Origin of the sequence: Bradyrhizobium sp. CCBAU 53351, from assembly GCF_015291745.1 — a bacterium.
In the GTDB taxonomy this organism is placed as follows: Bacteria; Pseudomonadota; Alphaproteobacteria; order Rhizobiales; family Xanthobacteraceae; genus Bradyrhizobium.
Genome location: NZ_CP030059.1, coordinates 3,254,056 through 3,274,371, shown reverse-complemented (window position 1 = coordinate 3,274,371; position 20,316 = coordinate 3,254,056). Strand labels below are relative to the sequence as shown.

Here is a 20,316-nt window from a genome sequence, read left to right as displayed (position 1 = left end):
AAATGCTCTGCGTCCTCGGAATTGTCGAGAGGGTTGCGGCATGACCCACCGAAAACCACAGCTTGCCGCTGATCGGCTCCGTCAACTGATCGTCTATGACCCCGCCACAGGCTTGATCAAGCGGCCCACGGGCGAGACCTTGCCTAACACCTGGGCTGCGCGGGTTCGTCTAGGAGAGCACGGCGTCTATCGAGCCAACCGTCTTGTCTGGCTCTACATGACCGGCGAGTGGCCGCCCCGCAGCGTGAGCTATCGGGACAATGACCCCGCGAATCTTCGCTGGGCAAACCTCCGCTTGGCCTCGCCTAAGCAGACAGCCTATGGCCGCAAGGCTCGCAATAAGCTCGGCATCAAAGGAGTTCGCGAAACCCCAAACGGCAACTACCGCGCATCGATCTACGTCAACGATCGCACCCTCAACCTGGGCACCTTCACCACTAAAGAGGCTGCGGCGGAAGCTTACGCCACGGCAGCGCGCAAGCACTTTGGCGAGTTTGCGAGGCCATGATGCGCGGTCGCAAACCCGAACTCACCGCCGACGCCAACGCGCTCGATGCTACGACCAAGCCGCCGTCCTGGCTGAGCAAGCACGCCAAGGCCGAATGGCGCCGCGTCATGCCGGAACTCGCCAAGCGCCGCATCCTGACCATCGCAGACCTGGGCTCACTGGAAAGCTATTGCGTCGCCATGGGCAGGGTTCGCCAGTTGGAAGAGCTCTTGCGCACCGAGATCGACCTAAAGCTTCTCCGCGCCCAGGACAAAAGCATGGTGACGGCGCGCCAGCTCGCGGCCGAACTCGGGTTGACCCCTGTTTCCCGATCGCGACCGGCAGTCCGCGAAAACGACACCCAGGACGATGATGAAAACCCCTTCAACATCGTCTGATACCTATCCGCACTGGATTTACGACAACTCGCCCATTCCCGACCCGCTCGGTTATGGCGAGCGGGCGGTCCGCTGGCTTAGGTCTTTGAAGCACCCGAAATCCACCCTGCCCCGCAAGCAATTCCAGCTTGATCCCTGGCAGGAACGGATTGTTCGCGCTATCTATGGGCCACGCGACGGCAACGGTAACCGGATTGTATCGACGGTTGTAATCCTGGTCCCGCGTGGCAACCGCAAAACAAGCCTGTCCGCTGCCCTGGCCCTGCTTCACACCATCGGCCCTGAACGGGTTTCCGGTGGCGAAGTGATCTTTGCTGCCAGTGACCGCAGTCAAGCCGGTATCGCCTTCAAAGAAGCGCGTGGCATCGTCCAAGCCGACGTAAAACACCTTGTCCCGGTGACGAAGGTCTATGACGCTTTCAACAGCGCCAAAAAGATCGCCTATCCGCGCGACGGGACCGAGCTTGAGGTCATTTCGTCCGATGCACCGAGCAAGGAAGGCCGCACGCCCGTATTCGTCCTGGCGGACGAAATCCACGTCTGGCGCGGCGATGGCCTTTGGAAGGTTCTCACCAACGGTCTGGACAAGATCGACAACAGCTTGCTTGTCGTCGCCACGACGGCCGGTCGCGGGCAGGACAATATCGCCCATGAGGTAATTGAGCGCGCCCGCAAGATCGCGCGCGGCGAGATCAATGACCCCACCTGCCTTCCCGTCCTCTTTGAGGCGCCACCCGACTGCGACTATGCCGACGAAGAGCTTTGGCGCCGCGTCAATCCTGGCAGCGCCCACGGCTATCCGTCCATTGCGGGTTTCCGCCGCCATGTCGCGCGGGCGAAAGACAGCCCGACCGAACGGGACAGCTTGCGCCAATACAAGCTGAACGTCTGGCTAGATCACTCAACCTCGCCCTTTGTTGATATGGCGACTTACGATCGCGGCGCGGCGCCGATCGATTATGAGACCTTGCGCGGCGCGCCTTGCTGGATCGGCGTCGATATGTCCAAGACCACCGACCTTTCGTCGGTCGTGGCGTGCTTCCGGGACGGTGAGACATACACGGTGTTGCCGCACTTCTTTTGCCCAGACGAAGATATTCGCAAGCGCGGCGACCTCGACGGGGTCAACTACGCCTCTTGGGCCAAGGATGGCTTTATCACTCCCACCCCGGGAAACGTGATCGATAACGCGGCGGTCGCGGACTATATCCGGAGCCTAGCGGAACGCTTTCAAGTCCAAGAAATCGGCTTTGACGTGGCCTATGCCCAGGCCGTCATGGCGCCCCTGATTGAAGACGGCTTTCCCGTCGTCACCATTCGCCAAGGATGGGTGACGCAATCGCCCGCCCTCAATACCCTTGAAGCTGCGATCATCAGCGGCAACTTCCGGCACGGCGGACACCCCGTCTTGCGCTGGAACTTCGCCAACGTGGCCATCCACAAAGACGCGAACGACAACCGCATCATTCACAAGAGCAAATCGACCGATCGCATTGACGGCGCGGCGGCGACTTGGATGGCCGTTTCCCGCGCGGCTGCAGGGGACAGCGGCCGTTCCTTCCTCGATAACCCGGCGATCACGGCTGACATGTTGGTGCTTGAATGAGCGACGATCTCGAAGCCTTCCTAGCAGCCCTCCCCGACAGACTCACCGAGCAGCTATCGGCAGTTGTCCGTGAGCAAGCGGAACGGCTTTCCCAGGCCCAGCGCGAAGCGTTGCAGGCCCTTGAGCAGTCGCCCGATGAAACCGGGCACCTTGAGGAGTCGTGCGTTGTGGTGCCCGGCTCCAATGACCTCGAATTCATCGTTCAGGCGGGCGGCGAGCTGACCACCAAGGAAGTCCGCGATGGCAGCGGCGTTCCCTATGACTACGCGGAAGGGTTCGAATTCGGCACCAGCCGCCAGCCCGCGCGCCCCTTCTTTTTCAACACGTACGAAGCCATGCGCGACGACCTGCAAAAGGCGATCGAAGACGCCATTACGGAGATTTTGGACAATGAGTGACGACAAGTGCGCCCGCAAAATCACCTGGGCCGGGGGCATCCATAAATTCACGCTGGCAGACCGCTGGGTGCAGCGTGTTATCTCATGGCGGGGTATCAATGGCTATTCGCCTTCGGCATCCCTCGCCCGGTTCGAAACCGGGAACTACACCACCGACGACGTTGAGCGCGTGATTGAGCTTGGCTTGCTTGGTGGCGGTGTCCCGGAACGGGAGGTTGAAGCGCTTTTGGACGCCCATGTGCGCGGAAAGCCGCTTGGTTCCAACGTCTTCCTTGCCAACGAAGTCCTGTCCGCGCTCTTCATCGGAGAAGCAAATTGAGAATCCCCGTTAGCGTCAACCTTGAGCAATTGAAGGAAGGCCTGAAACAGACTAGCTCGCTCACCCAATCAGCAACGCGCAACATCGCGAAGCAATTCCTCGACATGAACGAGGCTATCGGTGCTTCCATGGCCGGAAGTGCCGCCCGCATGGCCCTTGGTGTTGCCGGTCGGGTCGCCCTTGTCGTCGGATCTTTCAAGCTCATGTCGGCGGCGATCGAAGGCGCCCGCGACCAGCTCAAGACCATGGTCGATCTTGCCGACAAGTCACAGAATGTTGGCGTTGCCCCTGCATTCTTTCAGGCGTTCACGGCAGAGGCCTTGAAGCTTAAGGTCAGCGCTGGCGACCTCGAAGCCGCCCTTGATCACGCCTTCAACGCGACCAAGGAAAAGTCGCCTATCGACGTGTCGGAATGGACCGTTGGCGAAGAAAAGATCAGCGACGTTGAGAAGGCGTTGCGCGTCTATAACGAGACGCTGGCGAAGGGTGCGGGTCAGCGTCTTGAGGGCTTGGTTCTGTTCCGGGACGCGCGGACCCAGGAAGATCGAATTCAGGCCGTGCTCAAGGCCATGATCCAGTTGCAGAGCATCGGGCAGCAAGCCGCCGCCTATGACCTTGGCGAGAAAATGTTCGGATCGGCGCTGATCGACCGAATGCGGCAAGGCAAAACCTCCGCCGACAGCATGCTTGCGACGATCAAAGAGGCCGCTGCGAACTCGGACGGCATTTTCAGCAACGCCCTGGTGCAACGCGCCAAAGAGATGGACCTTCGGCTGGACTTGGCCCATCAGCGCCTCACGACCGCATTGAAGCCGAGCTGGGACGATCTCGCGTCGGTGCTCCTCACCATCAAGGGCTATTGGTCCGATACGGTCGATCTGATCGCGCGGGCGGTCGAATATTCGAACAAGCTCGGTCTCACCTCAGAAACGGCGCGGAAGCGAAATGAACTCGCCGCGATCAATGACGCGATCAAAAACGGGACCGCGCTTGGTGGCCTGCCCCAGGTCACGAACATTCCGGGCGTTGCGTCGATCTATGACGCGATCGGCGCTGAGAAGCCTCAGGACGCCTTGCGGCGGCGCCGCGACCAGCTACAGGCTGAGATCGATGCTTCGGAGCGCGGCGTTCTGGAAGGGCCGGAGGCGCCGACAAAGTCGCGCGGCACTGGTGCGGCACCGACCAAGATCAGCACCGGCAGCAACGTGGACAAGCTCAACACCGCCGCTGACAGTATCGAAAAGCGCACGGCCGCGTTGAATGCGGAAGCCCAGAGCCTCGACCTGAGCACGGCGGCCCGCGAGCGTAACAAGATCGCGGCCCAGCTTCAGGAAGTCGCCATGCAGGCCAATGCGGCGGCGGGCAAGGGCGAAGGCGTCGTTACGGCCGAACAGCGCCAGCGCATTGAGGAAGTCACTGAGGCCTACAGCAAGGCGACCCAAGCCGTGGAGAAGGCCACCGTTGCGCTATCCATTCGGCGGGGCAGTCAAACCGCCCTCCTCGATCCTCAGGACGTTCAAATAGCGGAGCAGCTTAGGGGCCTCTATCCGGACGTGTCGCAGGCCCTTAATTCGGTTGAAGCGCAGGCCATGCGCACCAATGAGGCTATGCGGTCGATCGGCAACACCATGTCGTCGTCGCTCACCACCGGCCTCACCGACATTCTGGACGGCACCAAGAGCGTAAGCGACGGTTTCGCCTCCATGGCAAAAAACATCGTCCGGGCGATCGAAGAGGCTGCGATCAAGATGCTGATCGTTCAGCCGCTGATGCGTGGCTTGTCTGGCGGCCTTGGCTTTGCAGATGGCGGGATGATTCCGAAGTTTGCGGACGGCGGCGAAGTATCAGGTCCGGGCGGCCCCCGGGATGACCGGGTTTTGGCCCGCGTGAGCCCTGGCGAGTACATCGTCAATGCCCGCTCGACCGCGAAGCACCGCGCGCTCCTGGAACAGATCAATCGGGCGCCCCGATTCGCGGATGGCGGCATGGTTGGCGGCGGCGCGGCGCCCATGTTCGGCGGGCAAGGCGGCAACTTCATCATGGGCGACATTCACGTCAACGGCGGCGCTCCCAACGGATCACCGGCCGATAATCGCGCCCTTGCACAGCAAATCGCTCAGCAAGTCCGAATCGCTGCGAAGCAGATGATTGGCGAGGAATTGCGAACCCAGACGCGCCCGGGCGGCATGCTGAAGCGCTAGGCCGATCGTGCCCGCCCCCGACCGCTATATTCCTGATTGAACCCAAAATAAGAGCCTCAGGGACCCGCATCCCTGAGGCTCAACAGAAGGAGTTTCCGACGTGACGGCGTCAGAACTACAACTAGAGTATAGCACGAATTCGAAGGCCAGTTGGTCCGAGCCCGCTATGGCGGGTATGTCAGACGAACAGTTGGAGCGCAGCCTTTTCCCCGATGGCTGCCAGCCGGGGCGATGCGTAACGATCGGCGGCGATGCGCCCAATACCGCCTTGGAAGATTTGATGGCCGCGCTGGATGCTCTCGACGATGGCGCCGCACCGCCGCCTATCGTCGAGACGCCTCCGGCCCAGATCGAACCTGAAGCACCCTCAGCCCTGCTCTTCGCGTCAAAGGCCGCCGCCAATGCCGCCATGCTTAGAGCCGCCCGCGAGGCCCGGCACCGGAGAAACCTAGAACGTGAGCGCCTTGAGGAAGACGCGAGGTTGGCCGCCAAGGCAGAGCGCAAACGCAAGTTGGCATGCGAGCGCCAACGGCGGAAACGGGACAAAGACCGCGCGCCCATATTCGAGAATGAAGACGATCTTCTCGCGAGCCTTGATAGCGGCGGCGCCCCGATCCCTTATGAACCAACCGGATATGTGCGCGAATTCGACAAGCGCCTCGCGGCTCTACTGGCAGCAACAGTCAACCATGCCGGCGATCCATTCCTGAAACAGCTTCAGAACCGGGCGCACGAATACGCTGTCGCATGGGTCACGCGCGAGCTTGTGCGGAAGCGGTGCGCCGGCAAGGTCTCCGCTCGTAACGTGGCGCGACACCATCCCGACAAGTCTATGACGAAGCGCCGCGCCGAGCGGCTGCTAGAGGTGGTCGCCAAACTGGAGATGCCGGGTCGCCCTTGGCGTCTAGCGTGACAGAGGGTGGTGCCGTTCCCGATCCGGGAGGGTGGTGCCGATTCAGCCGAAAAGCGTGACAGGGTGGTGCCAGTGAGGGTGGTGCCGTTTTAGGCCTAGCGTGACAGGGTGGTGCCACTCCGGAATCTAAGACATTGAATTTACTAATCTCTAACGGCACCACCCTCTGTCACGCTGTGCCGTCTAAAAGAAAGAAAGAGAAGAAAGAGGGTATACCTAGATTCTATTATTAGACGGGAGAGCGTGACAGGTTTGCGTCACCCTTCCCGGAATGGATACCGCTCCCCGATTATGAAAATCCGCCGGGTTGCAGCGATTTCTTTCCTTCGGAATCTCCGTAGAATTTCCCGCTATATTCCTCAGAGCAGACGGCGTCTCTCAGTCGGCTCCGCCTGCTCTCCGTCCGTCGGGACCAGCCGGTGTTTCCTTCCGCCGGCTGGTTTCGGACGTGCGGGACGGAACCGACTGAGTGACAACGGAGAGAAGATAAATGACCATCAGCGTGATCCGGCATGACGACTCCAGTCTGACTGTCAGACTTCCAGCGTTTGAATTTGAGATTCCTGGTCCGATTGATTCCAGCGAAGCGCTCATCGAAAAAATTGTTGAGCGCACCCACGAGGTGCTGGAGGACCATTTCGAGGCCAGCGCCCGGTTTATCACGGACGGAAGCGAGCCTGCTCCCAAGGTTGCAACCGGAAGCGCCAGCGACCCAGGCATTGCTGCCGGCATCGCCGGGGCATTGGAGATGTTTGGAATCCGTCGATAGCGACATGAATCAGCCGGTCAAACGCATGCTCACGAAACAGGAGGCGGCCGACTACTGCGGCTGCAACACCCTGTCCGCTTTTGACCGGTGGATTCAAAAGGGACTTATCCCCAGGGCAATGCCCGGAACGAACCGCTGGGACCTCAAGGCCCTTGACTCTGCCCTAGACCGGGCATCGGGCCTTGTGACAGAATCTGCCCTGGAAATGACCCCATACCAGCGGTGGAAGGCTGAGAATGCGCGTAAGACCCAAGCCGCTTAAGCTCAAGGGCATCAACCGCGTTCCCAAGCGTCAGGCTGACGGCACGGTCAAAATCTATCTCTACCACCGCGCCACCGGCATTCGCCTGGACCCCGACCGGCTTGCTGAGACCTACGCTGAGGCGGAGAAGCGAACCCGTCGCAAGAGCGAAAAGACGTTCACCGATCTCATTCGCCTGTTCGATACTTCCAGCACCTACGCCGCGCTGAGCGAGGAGTCTCGCAAGCAGTATCCATGGAAGTTCAAGCGCATCGAACAGAAGTGGGGCACCGTCCCAGAGGATACGTTTAATAACCCGGACGATGCCGACGCATTCGCGGCGGACGCCCTCGCGTGGCATCAGGAGCTAGGCAAGACCTCGCGCCGATCTGCCGATAACCTCATGTCGGCGCTCTGCCGTGTGCTTTCATTCGCGAAAGAGCAGCGCCGCATCAAGCACCACCCTATTCCGACGTTCCACCGGCTCTACAAAAGCGACCGGGCCGACAAGACGTGGTCGGAGGAGCTACAGCAGCAGTTCATCAGGACAGCGCGGCCGGCAATGGCGACGGCCATGATCCTAGTCCGAAATACCGCCATGCGCGCCAGCGATGTCCGCAAGTTCGCCTGGACGCGCTACGACGGGCAGCGGGTGCAAATTCGGTCAAGCAAGACCGGCAAGATGCTCTGGATCCCCGCAACGCGGGAGCTGAAGGCCCATCTCGACGCCCTGCCCCGCGACGGCGCCCTGGTCATGTTGACGACTACCGGCAAGGCCTACAGGAAGCGCTACTTCAACGATCACTGGCGCGAGGACTCGGATGCCGTCGGCGCTGGCGATCTGAACTTTCACGACAATCGGGGCACGGCCGCTACGTTGCTCGCTGAGGCCGGCGCAACCGCTCCGGAGATCGCCGAGGCGCTGACTTGGACGGTAGATAAGGCGCAGCGTGTGATCGATGCCTATTTGGCTCGCCGCGGCGTATTGGCGGCGAACGCCTATGCAAAGCTCGAAGACTACCGAGATCGAGCGGCGATTTCATAAGGCGATTTGCGCGTCGATTATACCCGTTAATCATCAGGTGATCTGTCGATTTCCGAGGGTGCCCGCCCTACATGCTGGCAACAGCCCCTCAATGGAGATCATCCCGAATGACTGTTGAAGACGACCCGGCATGGGCCGAATACAGCAAGTGCTATGACAACCACCGCGAGGCCATGGAATATTACCGCTCGCTTCCCGAAAATCACCCGGACAAGGGCGCTGCCTACGCTGCCGTCCTATTGGCTCAAGGCGCGCTGAACGCCGCGGGCAACAAGATCGCACCGGAATATAAGGGTCCGGGATAACTACCTCGCAGGAACGTCAGAGGAACAATTCTGCAAACCACCTGCAAACGGGCGGTTGGCTACAAACCGACCGCCCAAAGATGCGATTGATTCTATTGGTAAAAATGGTCGGAGCGAGAGGATTTGAACCTCCGACCCCTAGTCTCCCAGACTAGTGCGCTAACCGGGCTGCGCCACGCTCCGAACGTCGTTCCATTAGCTAGGATCGGCGCGATGCGCAAGGCGAGGTCGCAGCATTTTGGTGCCTCTCCTTGATCGGCTCGGAGCCCGGAGCGCCCCGGGGAACTGGCCGCGCGGTCCGAATACCGCCCCTACCCGTCCTTCAGCGCCTGATCCAGCATCTCGCGGCAGGCGACGAGGTCTGCGAGCGCCTTCCCGAGGCGCTCCCGGTCCAGCGCGCTGGGCGCGGCGGGGGTGCCGCCCTTGCGGAAGGTGGTGAGGATCTCCTCGTCGTCGATCTCGCTGAAGCGGAAGTCGATGCCTTCCTCTTCGTCGCCCTGGTAGTCGTCATCGTCGGTGTCGGTGACGCCCTTGATCGGCGCCTCCTCGTCCTCAGGCTCCATCAGGCTGGCGCCGATGGCGTCCTCGATGGCGCCGAACGAGACCGCGGCGGCGCTGTCGGCAAGGCCCTGCACCGATTTGACACCGTGCTCCTTCAGGATCCGCTGCACGCCGCGGATGGTGTAGCCCTCGCCGTAGAGCAGGCGGCGGATGCCCTTGAGCAGGTCGACGTCGTCGGGGCGGTAATAGCGGCGGCCGCCGCTGCGCTTCATCGGCTTGATCTGGGAGAAGCGGGTTTCCCAGAACCGCAGCACGTGCTGCGGGATGTCGAGCTCCTGCGCTACTTCGCTGATGGTTCGGAACGCATCCGGCGCCTTGTCCAAATGCCAAATCCTTCGCGGGAGGCGTTACGCCTCGGGTTGAGCCTTGCTGGCATCACCATTGGTGCGGTGCTGGGCATTGATCCGCTGCTTCAGGATCGCCGATGGCTTGAACACCATGACGCGGCGCGGCGAGATCGGTACCTCGGTGCCGGTCTTCGGGTTGCGTCCGATGCGCTGACCCTTCTTGCGCACCATGAAGGACCCGAACGAGGACAGCTTCACCGTCTCGCCCTTTTCCAGGCAATCGGTGATCTCCTTCAGCACGAGTTCCACGAAAGCGGACGATTCCGTGCGCGACAGGCCCACCTTCTGGTAGACGGCTTCGCACAGATCGACACGCGTTACGGTTTTACTTTGATCGGTCATCGCCCTGCCCCACATCACGGCGAACAATTGTTGTCTGAAATTATGAGCTTACGATACGGCGGTCAACAGCGCTCATCAATGCAGGCGCATCGATAATCCCAGCTGATTCCGGCAAAATTTTATCGACTGTGGCTCTACCAGCGCACCAACGCGGAGCCCCAGGTGAAGCCGCCGCCCATGGCTTCCAGCAGCACCATATCGCCCTTCTTGATGCGGCCGTCCTTGCGCGCCACCGTCAGCGCCAGCGGGATCGAGGCGGCCGAGGTGTTGCCGTGGCGGTCCACCGTCAGCACCACCTTCTCCGGCGCGATGTGGAGCTTGTGGGCGGAGGCGTCGATGATTCGCTTGTTGGCCTGGTGCGGCACGAACCAGTCGATGGTCTCGGCATTGAGCCCGGTCGCCTGGAAGGCGTCGACGATGACGTCGGTGATCATGCCGACCGCATGCTTGAAGACCTCGCGGCCTTCCATGCGCAGATGACCGACGGTCTGGGTCGAGGACGGCCCGCCGTCGACGAACAGCTTCGCCTTGTGGCGGCCGTCGGAGCGCAGATGCGTGGTCACGACGCCGCGGTCGGTTGCGGCGTTGCCCGGCTGCTCCTGCGCCTCCAGCACGACCGCACCGGCGCCGTCGCCGAACAGCACGCACGTGCCGCGGTCGTTCCAGTCGAGAATGCGCGAGAAGGTCTCGGCGCCGATCACCAGCGCGCGCTTGAAGGCGCCGGTGCGCAGGAAATTGTCGGCGGTGGCGAGCGCGAACACGAAGCCCGAGCACACCGCTTGCAGGTCAAACGCCGCGCCGTGATTGATGCCGAGCGCGTTCTGCACGGCGACGGCGGTCGCGGGAAAGGTGTTGTCCGGCGTCGAGGTCGCCAGCACGATGAGGTCGATCGACTGCGCGTCCACGCCGGCATCGCCGAGCGCGGCCTGCGCCGCCCTGATCGCCAAATGCGAGGTGAACTCGCCCTCGGCCGCGACGTGCCGCTCGCGAATGCCGGTGCGCTGCACGATCCACTCGTCGGAGGTGTCGATACGCGCCGCCAATTGGGCGTTGGTCACCACCTGCTCCGGCAGATAGGAGCCGCAGCCGAGCACGACCGAACGAATTTGAGTCACGAAACAGCCTCCTGCGCGGCCTGCACGGAATTGAGTGCACCACCCTCGCGGTTGAGCATCTGATTGATCTTGTTCAGGAGATCGTAGTGAGCCATCTCATAGCCAACATCGATCGCATAGGCAAAGCCTTCGGCGCTGGTTCCGCCGTGGCTCTTGACCACCAGTCCGTTCAAACCCAGGAACACGCCGCCATTGGACTTGTTCGGGTCCATCTTGTCCCGCAGGGCCTGGAAGGCGCTGCTGGCAAAGAGATAACCGAGCTTGGACAGCCAGCTCCGTTTCATCTCGTTGCGGAGTAATTCGGCCATCTGCCGGGCGGTTCCCTCGGCGGCCTTGAGCGCGATGTTGCCGGCATAGCCTTCGGTCACGATCACGTCGGCGACGCCCTTGCCGATGCCGTCACCCTCGACGAAGCCGATATAGTCGAGCTCCGGCAGGTTCCGCGCCCGCAGGATTTCCCCGGCCTCGCGAATCTCCTCGTGGCCCTTGATCTCCTCGGTCCCGATATTGAGCAGGCCAACCGTGGGCCGCTTCTTGTCGAACAGCACGCTCGCCGTCGCCGCCCCCATGAGCGCGAGCGACACCAGATGGTGCGCGTCGCCGCCGATGGTGGCGCCGAGATCGAGCACGACGGATTCGCCGCGCCTGGTCGGCCATATCCCCGTAATGGCCGGGCGGTCGATCCCCTTCAGCGTGCGCAGGTGGAAGCGCGACATCGCCATCAACGCGCCGGTATTGCCGGCGGAGACTGCGACATCCGCCTCGCCCTTCTTCACCGCGTCGATGGCAAGCCACATCGAGGACGTCTTGCGGCCGCGCCGCAGCGCCTGGCTCGGCTTGTCCGAACCGCTGACGGCGACGTCGGTATGGATGACCTTCGAGGCGGCCTTGAGCTCGGGATGCTTCTCGAGCTCGGGCTCGATCTTGGCGCGGTCCCCGACCAGCAGGTACTCGGTGTCGCGATGCCTGCCAAGCGAGATGGCCGCGCCCGGAATGACCACGGCGGCGCCGGCGTCGCCCCCCATGGCGTCAAGCGCAATACGAACCTTGCTTGGCATAAAAGTCCTGGAAAACCTGATCTGGTGCGGTCTTGCGCGAGCGGGCCGCAGAATGAGTTCGCCATGGACATGGCGACCGGTCAGGCGCCACGCCGCGCCCCGACCGGGGCGCGACAATAGCGTTTTGTTATCCCGAAACAACCTCTTGCCCCCAGGCTTTTGCATCCCGGGCGATCCGGGGGCGGACCCCGGAATTTGCAAGAAATACATTGAAATCAGTCAGATAAAGGGCTTTTTGAAACCATCCAGGCAGATGCCTCGTGCACCGTTGCAAGGCTATCCCAGGGGGAAGGGCCGGCTATTCGCCCTTCTTGTTGTCCTGCAGCGCCTTCAACGCGGCGAAGGGATGGTCCTCCGGATCAGGCGCGGTGACCTCCGCCTCGAACACGGCGCCCTCCTTGCGCGGATAGGGGTCGACCGCCAGGAACAGCGCGTCGGTGGCGATCCGGCCAAGATCGATCATGCCGTTGACGATCGGTTCCGGCGGATCGATCACCTCCGGCGGCTCCTCGTCGTCCTGCCCCTCCTCGATCAGGTCGGCCATGCGGCGCACCTCGGCCTCGGGCGCGAACATCAGGTCCACGTCCTCCTCGATCTCGCTCTCCATCGGATCCAGCGTGACCACGCAGGTCTGGCCGACCCTGGCCCTGATGGTGCCGGTCACCTGAACCCGGCCGCCGCTCCTGGGCACAATGTCGAGGTCGGCGTGGGCGGACAGGACCTCCCGCAGGCCGCCGACCTCGGCGATGGCCTGCCGCTCGGCGGCCGAGGCCTCGAGCTTGCGATGCAGGCCGGTGTCGGGGATCTGCGCGACGATGACCGGGGAGCGCCAGGGATCAGGTCTGGATTCGGCATTCGATCGACTCATGGCGTGAGATCCTCCCTGAGAGCCGGGGGAAACGTGAAGGATGCGGCCAGCAGCGCTGCCTCGCCGGTCCGGCCGAGATCGGCCTCGCTGGCCCGGGCATAGGCCGCGAGCAGTCTGGCCTGATCCAGGCCGGTCCCATTCAAGATATTCTTGCAGATCGCCGCTGCCAGTGCCTCGCCGCCGGCCTCGATGGCTTGGTCATAGGCCTGAACCCGGCCGTAAAAGGCCTCGCCGAAGGCCCGCATCCGCTTCGGCACGGTCTGGTCGCCGATCCCCATCTCGCGCAGATTGTCGTCCATGTCCTCGCAGAAGCGGTCGAACAGCGCCTGCGACAGCTCGGTGGCGCTTTGGACCGTGCGCAGGCGCCGCAGCAGCAGCCACAGATGCAGCAGCAACAGATCGAAACGCCCGTTAACCGTGTCGGGCACGCCCAAGTCCCGGTAAAATATGGGTTCTCGCGCCTGCGTCACGATCATGCCATAGATGGCTTCAATGGTGCCCCTCGGGGTTACCAGGGGTTTCCTGAAGTGATTGAACGGCCAAAGCATTGTGGTTTCCGCAAGCGGGCGCGCGCGTGTTGCATTCAGACGCCCTGCCCGGTACTTCAGCGCCTCGCGCGACGCAAGGGGACGGAATCAGTTCCGCTATGACGATAACGATCGAGACCAGCCAGCGCGCGGTTAAGCGGCGCGGCCTTCATGCACGCTGGCGCGGCGCTCATTTGCGCTGGCGCGGCCTGCGCCTGCTCGCCGCGGCGGCCCTGGTCGGCGCCGCGCTCGCGGGCTGCACCGGCGAGCAATTCCAGAAGGGTTACATCCTGCCGCCCGGCGCGCTGGAGCAGATTCCGATCGGCGCGAGCCAGGATCAGGTGCTGATCGTGATGGGCACGCCCTCCACCGTCGCAACCCTCGACGGCGAAGTGTTCTACTACATCTCGCAGCGCTCGGAGCGCATGGTCGCCTTCATGAACCAGAGGGTGGTGGACCAGCGCGTCATCGCGATCTATTTCGACAAGAACCGGCGTGTGCGCCGGCTTGCGAATTACGGCCTGCAGGACGGCAAGATCTTCGACTTCATCAGCCGTACGACGCCGACCTCGGGCCAGGAGATGAGCTACCTCACGCCGCTGTTCAAGCTGCTCAGCTTCAACTGAGGTCTCGACAAGCGTTTTCGCGCGACGTCAATTCCGCCGCAAGGTAAATGGGCTCGCGCCTGCGGCGTCGTGCCACCCTTCGCGCGCTCTTTGCCGTCGCGCGCGACTTGCCGTCGCACCCGCGGTTTCCTACGCTCCCTGCAAAGCAAAAAGCTGGGAGCGGATTCGTGTCCAAGAAACTTCAGAACACTCAATTTCAAAACACTTTGCTGTCCCGCCGCCGCGTGCTCACCGCGGCTGCCGGCATTTCGGCCGCAGCCATCCTGCCGCGATCGAGCCTTGCGGACTGGAAGCCGACCGAAAACGTCCGTCTCGTGGTGCCGGCCGCGGCCGGCGGCTCGACCGACGTGATGGGCAGGCTCCTGGCCGCGCATCTGCAAACCGCATGGGGCCAGTCGGCCGTCGTGGAAAACCGCTCCGGCGGCGGCGGCACCATAGGCACGGCCGAGGTGGTCCGCGCCAAGCCTGATGGCCATACCATCCTGATCGGCAATCCCGGTCCGAACGCGATCGCCTACAGCATCTTCAAGAACCTCACCTACAAGCCGGACCAGCTTCAGCCCGTCAGCAACATCATCCGGATCCCGAACATCGTGTCGGCGCATCCGAAGACCGGCATCAAGTCGATCGCCGAGCTGATCGCCTATCTCAAGGCCAATCCCGACAAGCTCAGCTACGCCTCCTCGGGCGTCGGCCAGAGCCCTCACCTCACGGGCGCCTGGTTCCTCCAGCTCACCGGGCTGAAGATGACGCACATCCCCTTCCGCGGCGCCGGCCCCGCGCTGCAGGCCGCACTCGCCGGCGACATCCAGATCCTGTTTGACAATCTCTATCCAAGCCTGCCGCAGGTGCAGAACGGCACGCTCAACGGTCTCTGCGTCACCACCACCGAGCGCAGCGACCTCGCGAAGGACCTGCCGACCATGCGCGAGAGCGCGCCGGAATTGGCGAATTTCGACGTCTCGTCGTGGTTCTCGGTGTTCCTGCCGAAGGGCGTCTCACCGGAGGTGCTGAACGCGCTCAATCTTCAGGTCAAGGCGATGCTGGAGCGCGACGACATCAAGAAGCAGATCCTCGCCATGGGCGCCCGCGCCGACTACGGCACGCCCGAGCAATTCGCCGCCTTCGTGGACGCCGAGACGAAGAAGTTCGCCGGCATCATCCAGAAGGAAGGACTGCAGATGGACGTGCAGTGACGCTGCGACGAACCGGCATCCCGCCTTGCGCGAGAGCGCGCTAAAGCGCGATGAGATTTGGATGACTCGTCATCGCGCTTTAGGTTCTTGTTTGCGCATGATCTTTTCGGAAAACCGCTTCGCGCTTTTCCGGATCATGCTTTAGGCGGGCTCGGCCGACGGCTGTCCGACCAGATCGGCGATGGCCGAAATCGAGTCGAGCCGCGTCAGGTCGAAACCGATGTCGGCAAAGTTGATCCCGTAGTCGGTCTCGATGCTCATCACCAGCTCGACTGCGTCGAGTGAATCGAGACGTCCGCTGGTGAACAGCAAATCCTCGTCATGAAGCGGCGCGCCGTCGCCCTTCATGAGCAGGCGCTGCTCGATATAGCGCCGCATTTGCGATCTGATTTCAGGGCCGGCTTTCGCGGTCATGTCGTCACTCCCAGGAGATAGAACAGGAATTCGGCGCGTTGCCAGAGCGTATGCTCGCGGTCCAACGGCGCGTCGAAGACGTGGATGAGACAGAAGAAGGTCAAGACCCACAGGCAAGGCAGCACGCGGCGACGCAGCCAGCCGCGCGAGGCCGGCTGCGGCGCGCGGCGCATCTGCGACAGCCCGACGCTGACGGCGAGCACAAACGTGTAGAACGCATGCGACTGCTCAGCGACCACGGCCCGCCACAGGCCCATGTCGCCGACGAAATGAATGTCGCGGATGAAATGGAACAGCAGATTGCCGACGCACGCCGCCATGAAGGTGGCGAAGAACATGCGCAGCCGGCGATGACCGCGGAAATAGCGGACGAAGGTCGGGTAGAAGAAGTGATCGACCAGCAGCTCCTTGTAATAGAAGTAATAGCGATTCCAGAACTCGGCGATCGTCGTCGATTCCAGCGGCCGCCAGGTGTTGCGCAGCAGGCGAAAACCGGCCAGCCGCGCCGTCGCGACGATGACGCCGCCGAACACCGTCATGCCCAGGACGTCCTGCACGAAGAAGCTGACGAGGCTGGCCCACCCGACAAGACGCGGCAAGGGAGAGCCTGCGAGATAGTGCAGCAGGTTGTCGTCGAACAAGGGCAGTTGCAAATGACCGTGGACGAGCACGCCGAGACAGAGCCTGACGTTCGCCAGCAGCAGGCTCCAGGCCGCGAGCTTGATCCCCTTCAATTGCGCAACTGCGAGCTCCTCGGGCGTCTTGGCCTCGAAGCGTTCGAGGTAGGACAGTCCCTTCCCGACCGGCGTCAGCGACGATCCCCAGAACGGATGAAAGACGCTCAAGCGTTGCCATATCGGAGACGGCGTCCTGCCGGCATCGGCCAGACCGTAAGCAAGGAACCAGAGATAAGGCTGCGATGTCATCAGAAACGACCAAAGCAGCACGCGCGGCATGCCGGCCGTCATCTCCGCTTGCGTCAGCGCGACGAGCCCCAGGAATGCGAGCACCAGGCTGAGCGTCGGACGGCGAAGCGCCGTGCCGGCTGAACCCTGCATGGCCAGCAGTCCCGCAAACAGCGCGAACACCGCTACCAGCGTGACCGCCTCCAGCAGCGGCTGATGGATCCGGTCCGCAACGCCTTCGTTGACGGCCACCCGCTCGAGAAACGCGCGGTCGATCAGGAACCCGCTCCGGTAAAGCAGCAGCACGGTTGCGAAGAGGATCAGAACACGCCGGTACCGCCCGGCATAGGCGCACGCCAGCGCGAGACCTGCCACTGAAAAATCCATACCGATCTGCCAGAACAGCACAGCGAGCAGCGCGACCGTGCAGCACAGCAGCACGCGGCCGCGACCTCGCTGGAGGCCTGCCACGAGATTCGGGTCCCGATCGATCTGCGGGATCAACCGCCACGACGGCTTCGCGAGAAAGCCTGTGGCCGCGTCGTAGAACTGGCTCTCGACACTCATTGGAATGCGCGCATGAGTGCTGCGGGCGATGGCATCTACGATGCCCTCGCGGCGGCCTCGCCAAGCAGCGCGGCGACCGAGCGCCGGTCCGCCTTGCCATTGGCGTTGACGGGAATGTCCTCCAGCCAGATGAAGCGGCTCGGCACCATATAGGCCGGAAGGCGCGCGGCGCAGTGCTGGCGCAAATCGCTGTCCGCCGTTCGCGCGCCCGAATAGGCGGCCAGGAGCCGGCTTGCGCCGCCGGCATCGTGAAGCACCACGGCGAGGGCCCGGGTGATGCCCTTGCATGCCGCCAGAGCATGGTCGATCTCTTCCAGCTCGATCCGATATCCCCGGAGCTTGACCTGATTGTCCGCACGACCGCGAAAACGGAGCACACCCGTTTCGGCATCGGCCTCGACGAGGTCCCCGGTCCGGTAGAGGATCGATCGATAACCGTCGACCAGCGGGTCCTGGCGGAAGCGGCGGGCCGTCTCCTGCGGATTGTTGATGTAGCCGAGCCCGACGCACGGGCCTCCCAGCCACAGCTCGCCGGCGATGCCCGCGGTGACCGCCTGCATGTCCTCGTCCAGAATGCGGTAGCTGAAATTGGGATTGAGCCGTCCCAACGGGGCCAACCCGTCGTTGGTGTCAAACACGGACTCGATGATCTCGAAGCCGCTGCAGATGCAGCTCGTCTCGGTCGGGCCGTAACAATTGATCAGCTTCGCTCTGCCGGCAAACGCGTCGTGGAAACGGCGCAGCCGCGCCAGCGGAAATCCTTCGCCACCGAACATGAAGCGGCTGACGCTCGGCAGCCATTCGGGACTCAACAGGTGCATGGAGTCCAGGAACATGAAGAGCGTCGGCACGGCGAAGAAGAACGTGCACTGATGCCTCGTGATCTCCGCCACCAGCTCCGCGGGCGGCCTTCCCTTCAGCGCATCGAGCGCCACAATGGCCGCACCGTTCAGCAATCCGGCATAGATGTCGAAGACCGAATTGTCGAAGTAGATCGGGTTGACGTTGGTCAGCCGGTCTTGCGGTCCAATTCCAAGGTCGCTCCTCGCCCACGCGATCAAGTGAAGCACGCCCTGATGGGGAATGACCACGCCCTTCGGCTCACCCGTCGATCCCGAGGTGAACATGACATAGGCCGGATCGGTCCCGGTGATCAGGGACGTCAGCGGCAGATTGTCGTCGTCAAGCTTCGACAACTCATGATGCAAGGCCGCTCGGGCGCCTGCATTGCCGATCACCGTCCGCGGCCCCATCCCCTCGCGCACGCTGACGATCTCGGCGGGCCGGCATCGCTCCAGCATCAACCGGGCCCGTTCCGCCGGGGCCACGGGATCCAGGAACGCATAGGGCGCACCGATCTTGATGCAGGCCAGCGCAAGAGCATAAGCCTCGGCAATCTTCGGCAGTTCAAGACATACGACGGCGCCCTTGCCCACGCCCCGCGACGTCAGCCATCGCGCCAACCGGTTCGCCAATTTGTTCAGCTCTGAAAACGTGCAGCTGTCGCCTTCGCAGAACAGCGCGACAGCGTCCGGCGCGCGCGCCGCGACCTCCTCGAAGCGCAGCCCCAAATTACAGGCGGTCATATCGCGGCCTCGTCCGCTTCATGGACGCCGGGATGGTCCGGCGCAGGCGACAACGAAGGTGCGATCTCGGCAAAATCGCGCTGGTCGAGCGCAATCACGGCCGCTGGCGATTCCAGCTCCGGAAACCTCGTCCGCAACATGGTCACGAGCTTCATGCCAAGATGCTGGAGGAACGCGGCGGCCATCGGGTCGGTCACCAACGGCCTGTCCTGACCGGCCAGAACGCGATCTTGAACCGGCGCCCGTCGGGGGTTTGCTCGATGCTGAGGACGGCGTTCGTCACGCCGGGATGCGCCATCAGGGCGCGCTCAATCTGGCTCATCGGCAGCGCACCCAACGGACCCTCCTGTGGCAGCCGGCAAGCAACGGGTACCTGACCATGTCGCGACCGCGCACGATGTGAATGGACTCCTAGGCCCGCGGCGGAGCTGGCCAGGTGCCGGCGGCAATCTCCCGTATTCTTAGAGCGCAGCCGGTTAAACAACCTTAAATGTGATGCACGCTCAGGATGCGGAGCTCCGGCATCCTCCGGTCCAGGTTCCACCTTCGACGCGGCGCGGACCGCGCCCGAGACATGGCTCGACCGGACCTGCCGACCGCCGGCGGCGCGACGCTCGCACGGTCCGGGCCAGAATGTCCCTTGACTTAGAGCGCGCTCGAACTCGTAGTTTGCCTGCGTCGTGATGAGAGACAGACATGAAGATCGGCGAACTTGCGAAGCGGTCCGGACTGACGGCTCATACGATCCGCTACTACGAGCGGATCGGACTGTTGCCTTACGCCGACCGGGATCGATCCAGCCGACGTGACTACGACGCCTCGATCCTTGCCTGGATCGAGTTTCTCGGCCGCCTGAAGACAACAGGCATGCCGATCCGGGACATGCTGCTTTACGCGGACCTCCGGGATCAGGGCAGCGGCACCGAAGCCGAGCGGCGGGCGCTGCTGGAGCGCCACCGCGAAAGCGTGCGTGCCCACGTCGACGAGCTCAATGCCTGTCTTCTCGTCCTCGACACCAAGATCGGCGGTTATGCCGAAACGGAACAGAGGATGAAGGATTATGATGCAACACTTTCCGAACGCCGGCGAAAGCCGGTTGGAGCGCGGTCGGCGCGCACTCGCTGAAATCGACGGAGAGGCCGGCCACAAGGTCGTGGCGGCGCTTGGCGAGATCGCCCCGGACTTCGCCACCTATATATTCGAGTTTCCATTTGGCGACATCTACTCACGGCCCGGGCTCGACGTCCGTTCGCGCGAAATCGCGACGATCGCAGCGCTCGCGGCCCTGGGCAACGCCGCACCTCAGCTCAAGGTGCATATCGAGGCGGGTCTGAATGTCGGGCTTGGCCGAGAGGAGATTGTCGAGATCCTGATGCAGATGGCCGTCTATGCCGGCTTCCCGGCGGCCCTCAACGGCCTGTTCGCAGCGAAGGAGGTCTTCGCGCAAAGAGCCGAGGACGGATCGGAGCCGAAAGCCTGAGGTTCGCCCCTCGAGGTGTTTCGTCGTGCAGCCGCGCCGCCC

At 62.9% G+C, this 20,316-nt stretch carries 25 protein-coding genes and 1 tRNA gene; 14 read left to right on the top strand and 12 right to left on the bottom strand.

Annotation, left to right across the window (positions count from 1 at the left end):
- Positions 1–40: 40 nt before the first annotated feature.
- From XH83_RS15285 to XH83_RS15240, 10 genes are all read left to right on the top strand, one after another.
- Positions 41–508: an HNH endonuclease gene (locus tag XH83_RS15285; RefSeq protein WP_194407771.1), complete on the top strand. Its 468-nt coding sequence runs from the start codon at positions 41–43 to the stop codon at positions 506–508.
- Complete coding sequence (locus XH83_RS15280; protein WP_246776471.1) at positions 505–885, top strand: phage terminase small subunit P27 family; 381 nt, start codon at positions 505–507, stop codon at positions 883–885. The genes XH83_RS15285 and XH83_RS15280 overlap by 4 nt, the downstream gene beginning before the upstream one ends.
- Entirely contained in the window at positions 860–2,491 is a 1,632-nt protein-coding gene (locus tag XH83_RS15275) for a terminase large subunit (RefSeq protein ID WP_194408276.1), read from the top strand. The genes XH83_RS15280 and XH83_RS15275 overlap by 26 nt, the downstream gene beginning before the upstream one ends.
- Positions 2,488–2,889, top strand: coding sequence for an HK97 gp10 family phage protein (locus tag XH83_RS15270; protein WP_194407770.1), 402 nt, complete (start codon positions 2,488–2,490; stop codon positions 2,887–2,889). Before XH83_RS15275 ends, XH83_RS15270 begins: the two co-directional genes overlap by 4 nt.
- Positions 2,882–3,208 carry a GTA-gp10 family protein gene (locus tag XH83_RS15265; RefSeq protein ID WP_194407769.1) on the top strand — a complete coding sequence of 109 codons (327 nt, stop codon included), beginning with the start codon at positions 2,882–2,884 and terminating at the stop codon, positions 3,206–3,208. Before XH83_RS15270 ends, XH83_RS15265 begins: the two co-directional genes overlap by 8 nt.
- Positions 3,205–5,409 carry a phage tail tape measure protein gene (locus tag XH83_RS15260; RefSeq protein ID WP_194407768.1) on the top strand — a complete coding sequence of 735 codons (2,205 nt, stop codon included), beginning with the start codon at positions 3,205–3,207 and terminating at the stop codon, positions 5,407–5,409. Before XH83_RS15265 ends, XH83_RS15260 begins: the two co-directional genes overlap by 4 nt.
- Before the next feature lie 166 nt (positions 5,410–5,575).
- Entirely contained in the window at positions 5,576–6,322 is a 747-nt protein-coding gene (locus tag XH83_RS15255; protein ID WP_194407767.1) for a hypothetical protein, read from the top strand.
- Between the two features lie 490 nt (positions 6,323–6,812).
- Entirely contained in the window at positions 6,813–7,091 is a 279-nt protein-coding gene (locus XH83_RS15250) for a hypothetical protein (RefSeq protein WP_194407766.1), read from the top strand.
- A gap of 236 nt (positions 7,092–7,327) precedes the next feature.
- Positions 7,328–8,377 (top strand): tyrosine-type recombinase/integrase, encoded by a 1,050-nt coding sequence (locus tag XH83_RS15245; protein ID WP_194407765.1) that lies wholly within the window; start codon positions 7,328–7,330, stop codon positions 8,375–8,377.
- 107 nt (positions 8,378–8,484) lie between these two features.
- Positions 8,485–8,682 carry a hypothetical protein gene (locus XH83_RS15240; RefSeq protein ID WP_194407764.1) on the top strand — a complete coding sequence of 66 codons (198 nt, stop codon included), beginning with the start codon at positions 8,485–8,487 and terminating at the stop codon, positions 8,680–8,682.
- Between the two features lie 105 nt (positions 8,683–8,787).
- Here the strand turns inward: XH83_RS15240 and XH83_RS15235 are convergent.
- The 7 genes from XH83_RS15235 to XH83_RS15205 form a co-directional block, all read right to left on the bottom strand.
- Positions 8,788–8,865: transfer RNA gene (locus XH83_RS15235), tRNA-Pro, on the bottom strand.
- Positions 8,866–8,993: 128 nt separating this feature from the next.
- A complete protein-coding gene (locus tag XH83_RS15230) occupies positions 8,994–9,566 on the bottom strand; it encodes a MerR family transcriptional regulator (RefSeq protein WP_194407763.1) in 573 nt (190 codons plus the stop codon).
- A gap of 24 nt (positions 9,567–9,590) precedes the next feature.
- Positions 9,591–9,932 (bottom strand): integration host factor subunit alpha, encoded by a 342-nt coding sequence (locus XH83_RS15225; protein WP_018456841.1) that lies wholly within the window; start codon positions 9,930–9,932, stop codon positions 9,591–9,593.
- Between the two features lie 134 nt (positions 9,933–10,066).
- A complete protein-coding gene (locus XH83_RS15220; protein WP_194407762.1) occupies positions 10,067–11,047 on the bottom strand; it encodes a beta-ketoacyl-ACP synthase III in 981 nt (326 codons plus the stop codon).
- Positions 11,044–12,105, bottom strand: coding sequence for a phosphate acyltransferase PlsX (gene plsX, locus XH83_RS15215; protein ID WP_194407761.1), 1,062 nt, complete (start codon positions 12,103–12,105; stop codon positions 11,044–11,046). Before plsX ends, XH83_RS15220 begins: the two co-directional genes overlap by 4 nt.
- Positions 12,106–12,403: 298 nt before the next feature.
- Entirely contained in the window at positions 12,404–12,973 is a 570-nt protein-coding gene (locus tag XH83_RS15210) for a DUF177 domain-containing protein (protein ID WP_194407760.1), read from the bottom strand.
- Positions 12,970–13,521 (bottom strand): ubiquinol-cytochrome C chaperone family protein, encoded by a 552-nt coding sequence (locus XH83_RS15205; protein ID WP_194407759.1) that lies wholly within the window; start codon positions 13,519–13,521, stop codon positions 12,970–12,972. Before XH83_RS15205 ends, XH83_RS15210 begins: the two co-directional genes overlap by 4 nt.
- Before the next feature lie 98 nt (positions 13,522–13,619).
- On the opposite strand from XH83_RS15205, the gene XH83_RS15200 reads away from it, so the two are divergent.
- Together XH83_RS15200 and XH83_RS15195 are read left to right on the top strand one after the other, a co-directional pair.
- Entirely contained in the window at positions 13,620–14,126 is a 507-nt protein-coding gene (locus tag XH83_RS15200; RefSeq protein WP_194407758.1) for an outer membrane protein assembly factor BamE, read from the top strand.
- Between the two features lie 206 nt (positions 14,127–14,332).
- On the top strand, positions 14,333–15,322 hold the full coding sequence (locus XH83_RS15195; RefSeq protein ID WP_194408274.1) for a tripartite tricarboxylate transporter substrate binding protein: 990 nt from the start codon (positions 14,333–14,335) through the stop codon (positions 15,320–15,322).
- A gap of 141 nt (positions 15,323–15,463) precedes the next feature.
- On the opposite strand, the gene XH83_RS15190 is transcribed toward XH83_RS15195, so the two are convergent.
- Genes XH83_RS15190 through XH83_RS15170 form a run of 5 tightly spaced genes read right to left on the bottom strand, consistent with a single transcriptional unit; the run spans position 15,464 to position 19,131 of the window.
- Complete coding sequence (locus XH83_RS15190; RefSeq protein ID WP_194407757.1) at positions 15,464–15,736, bottom strand: acyl carrier protein; 273 nt, start codon at positions 15,734–15,736, stop codon at positions 15,464–15,466.
- The gene (locus tag XH83_RS15185) at positions 15,733–17,208 is read right to left on the bottom strand and encodes a hypothetical protein (protein WP_194407756.1); all 1,476 of its coding nucleotides are present in this window, start codon (positions 17,206–17,208) and stop codon (positions 15,733–15,735) included. The genes XH83_RS15190 and XH83_RS15185 overlap by 4 nt, the downstream gene beginning before the upstream one ends.
- A gap of 35 nt (positions 17,209–17,243) precedes the next feature.
- Positions 17,244–18,794, bottom strand: coding sequence for an amino acid adenylation domain-containing protein (locus XH83_RS15180; protein WP_194407755.1), 1,551 nt, complete (start codon positions 18,792–18,794; stop codon positions 17,244–17,246).
- Positions 18,791–18,991: a hypothetical protein gene (locus XH83_RS15175; RefSeq protein WP_194407754.1), complete on the bottom strand. Its 201-nt coding sequence runs from the start codon at positions 18,989–18,991 to the stop codon at positions 18,791–18,793. The genes XH83_RS15180 and XH83_RS15175 overlap by 4 nt, the downstream gene beginning before the upstream one ends.
- Positions 18,988–19,131: a hypothetical protein gene (locus tag XH83_RS15170; RefSeq protein ID WP_194407753.1), complete on the bottom strand. Its 144-nt coding sequence runs from the start codon at positions 19,129–19,131 to the stop codon at positions 18,988–18,990. Before XH83_RS15170 ends, XH83_RS15175 begins: the two co-directional genes overlap by 4 nt.
- Positions 19,132–19,490: 359 nt before the next feature.
- Here XH83_RS15170 and XH83_RS15165 point away from each other — a divergent pair, with 359 nt between their 5' ends.
- Together XH83_RS15165 and XH83_RS15160 are read left to right on the top strand one after the other, a co-directional pair.
- Positions 19,491–19,919 (top strand): MerR family transcriptional regulator, encoded by a 429-nt coding sequence (locus tag XH83_RS15165; RefSeq protein WP_194407752.1) that lies wholly within the window; start codon positions 19,491–19,493, stop codon positions 19,917–19,919.
- Complete coding sequence (locus XH83_RS15160) at positions 19,858–20,274, top strand: carboxymuconolactone decarboxylase family protein (protein WP_194408273.1); 417 nt, start codon at positions 19,858–19,860, stop codon at positions 20,272–20,274. Before XH83_RS15165 ends, XH83_RS15160 begins: the two co-directional genes overlap by 62 nt.
- The last annotated feature ends 42 nt before the right edge of the window (positions 20,275–20,316 follow it).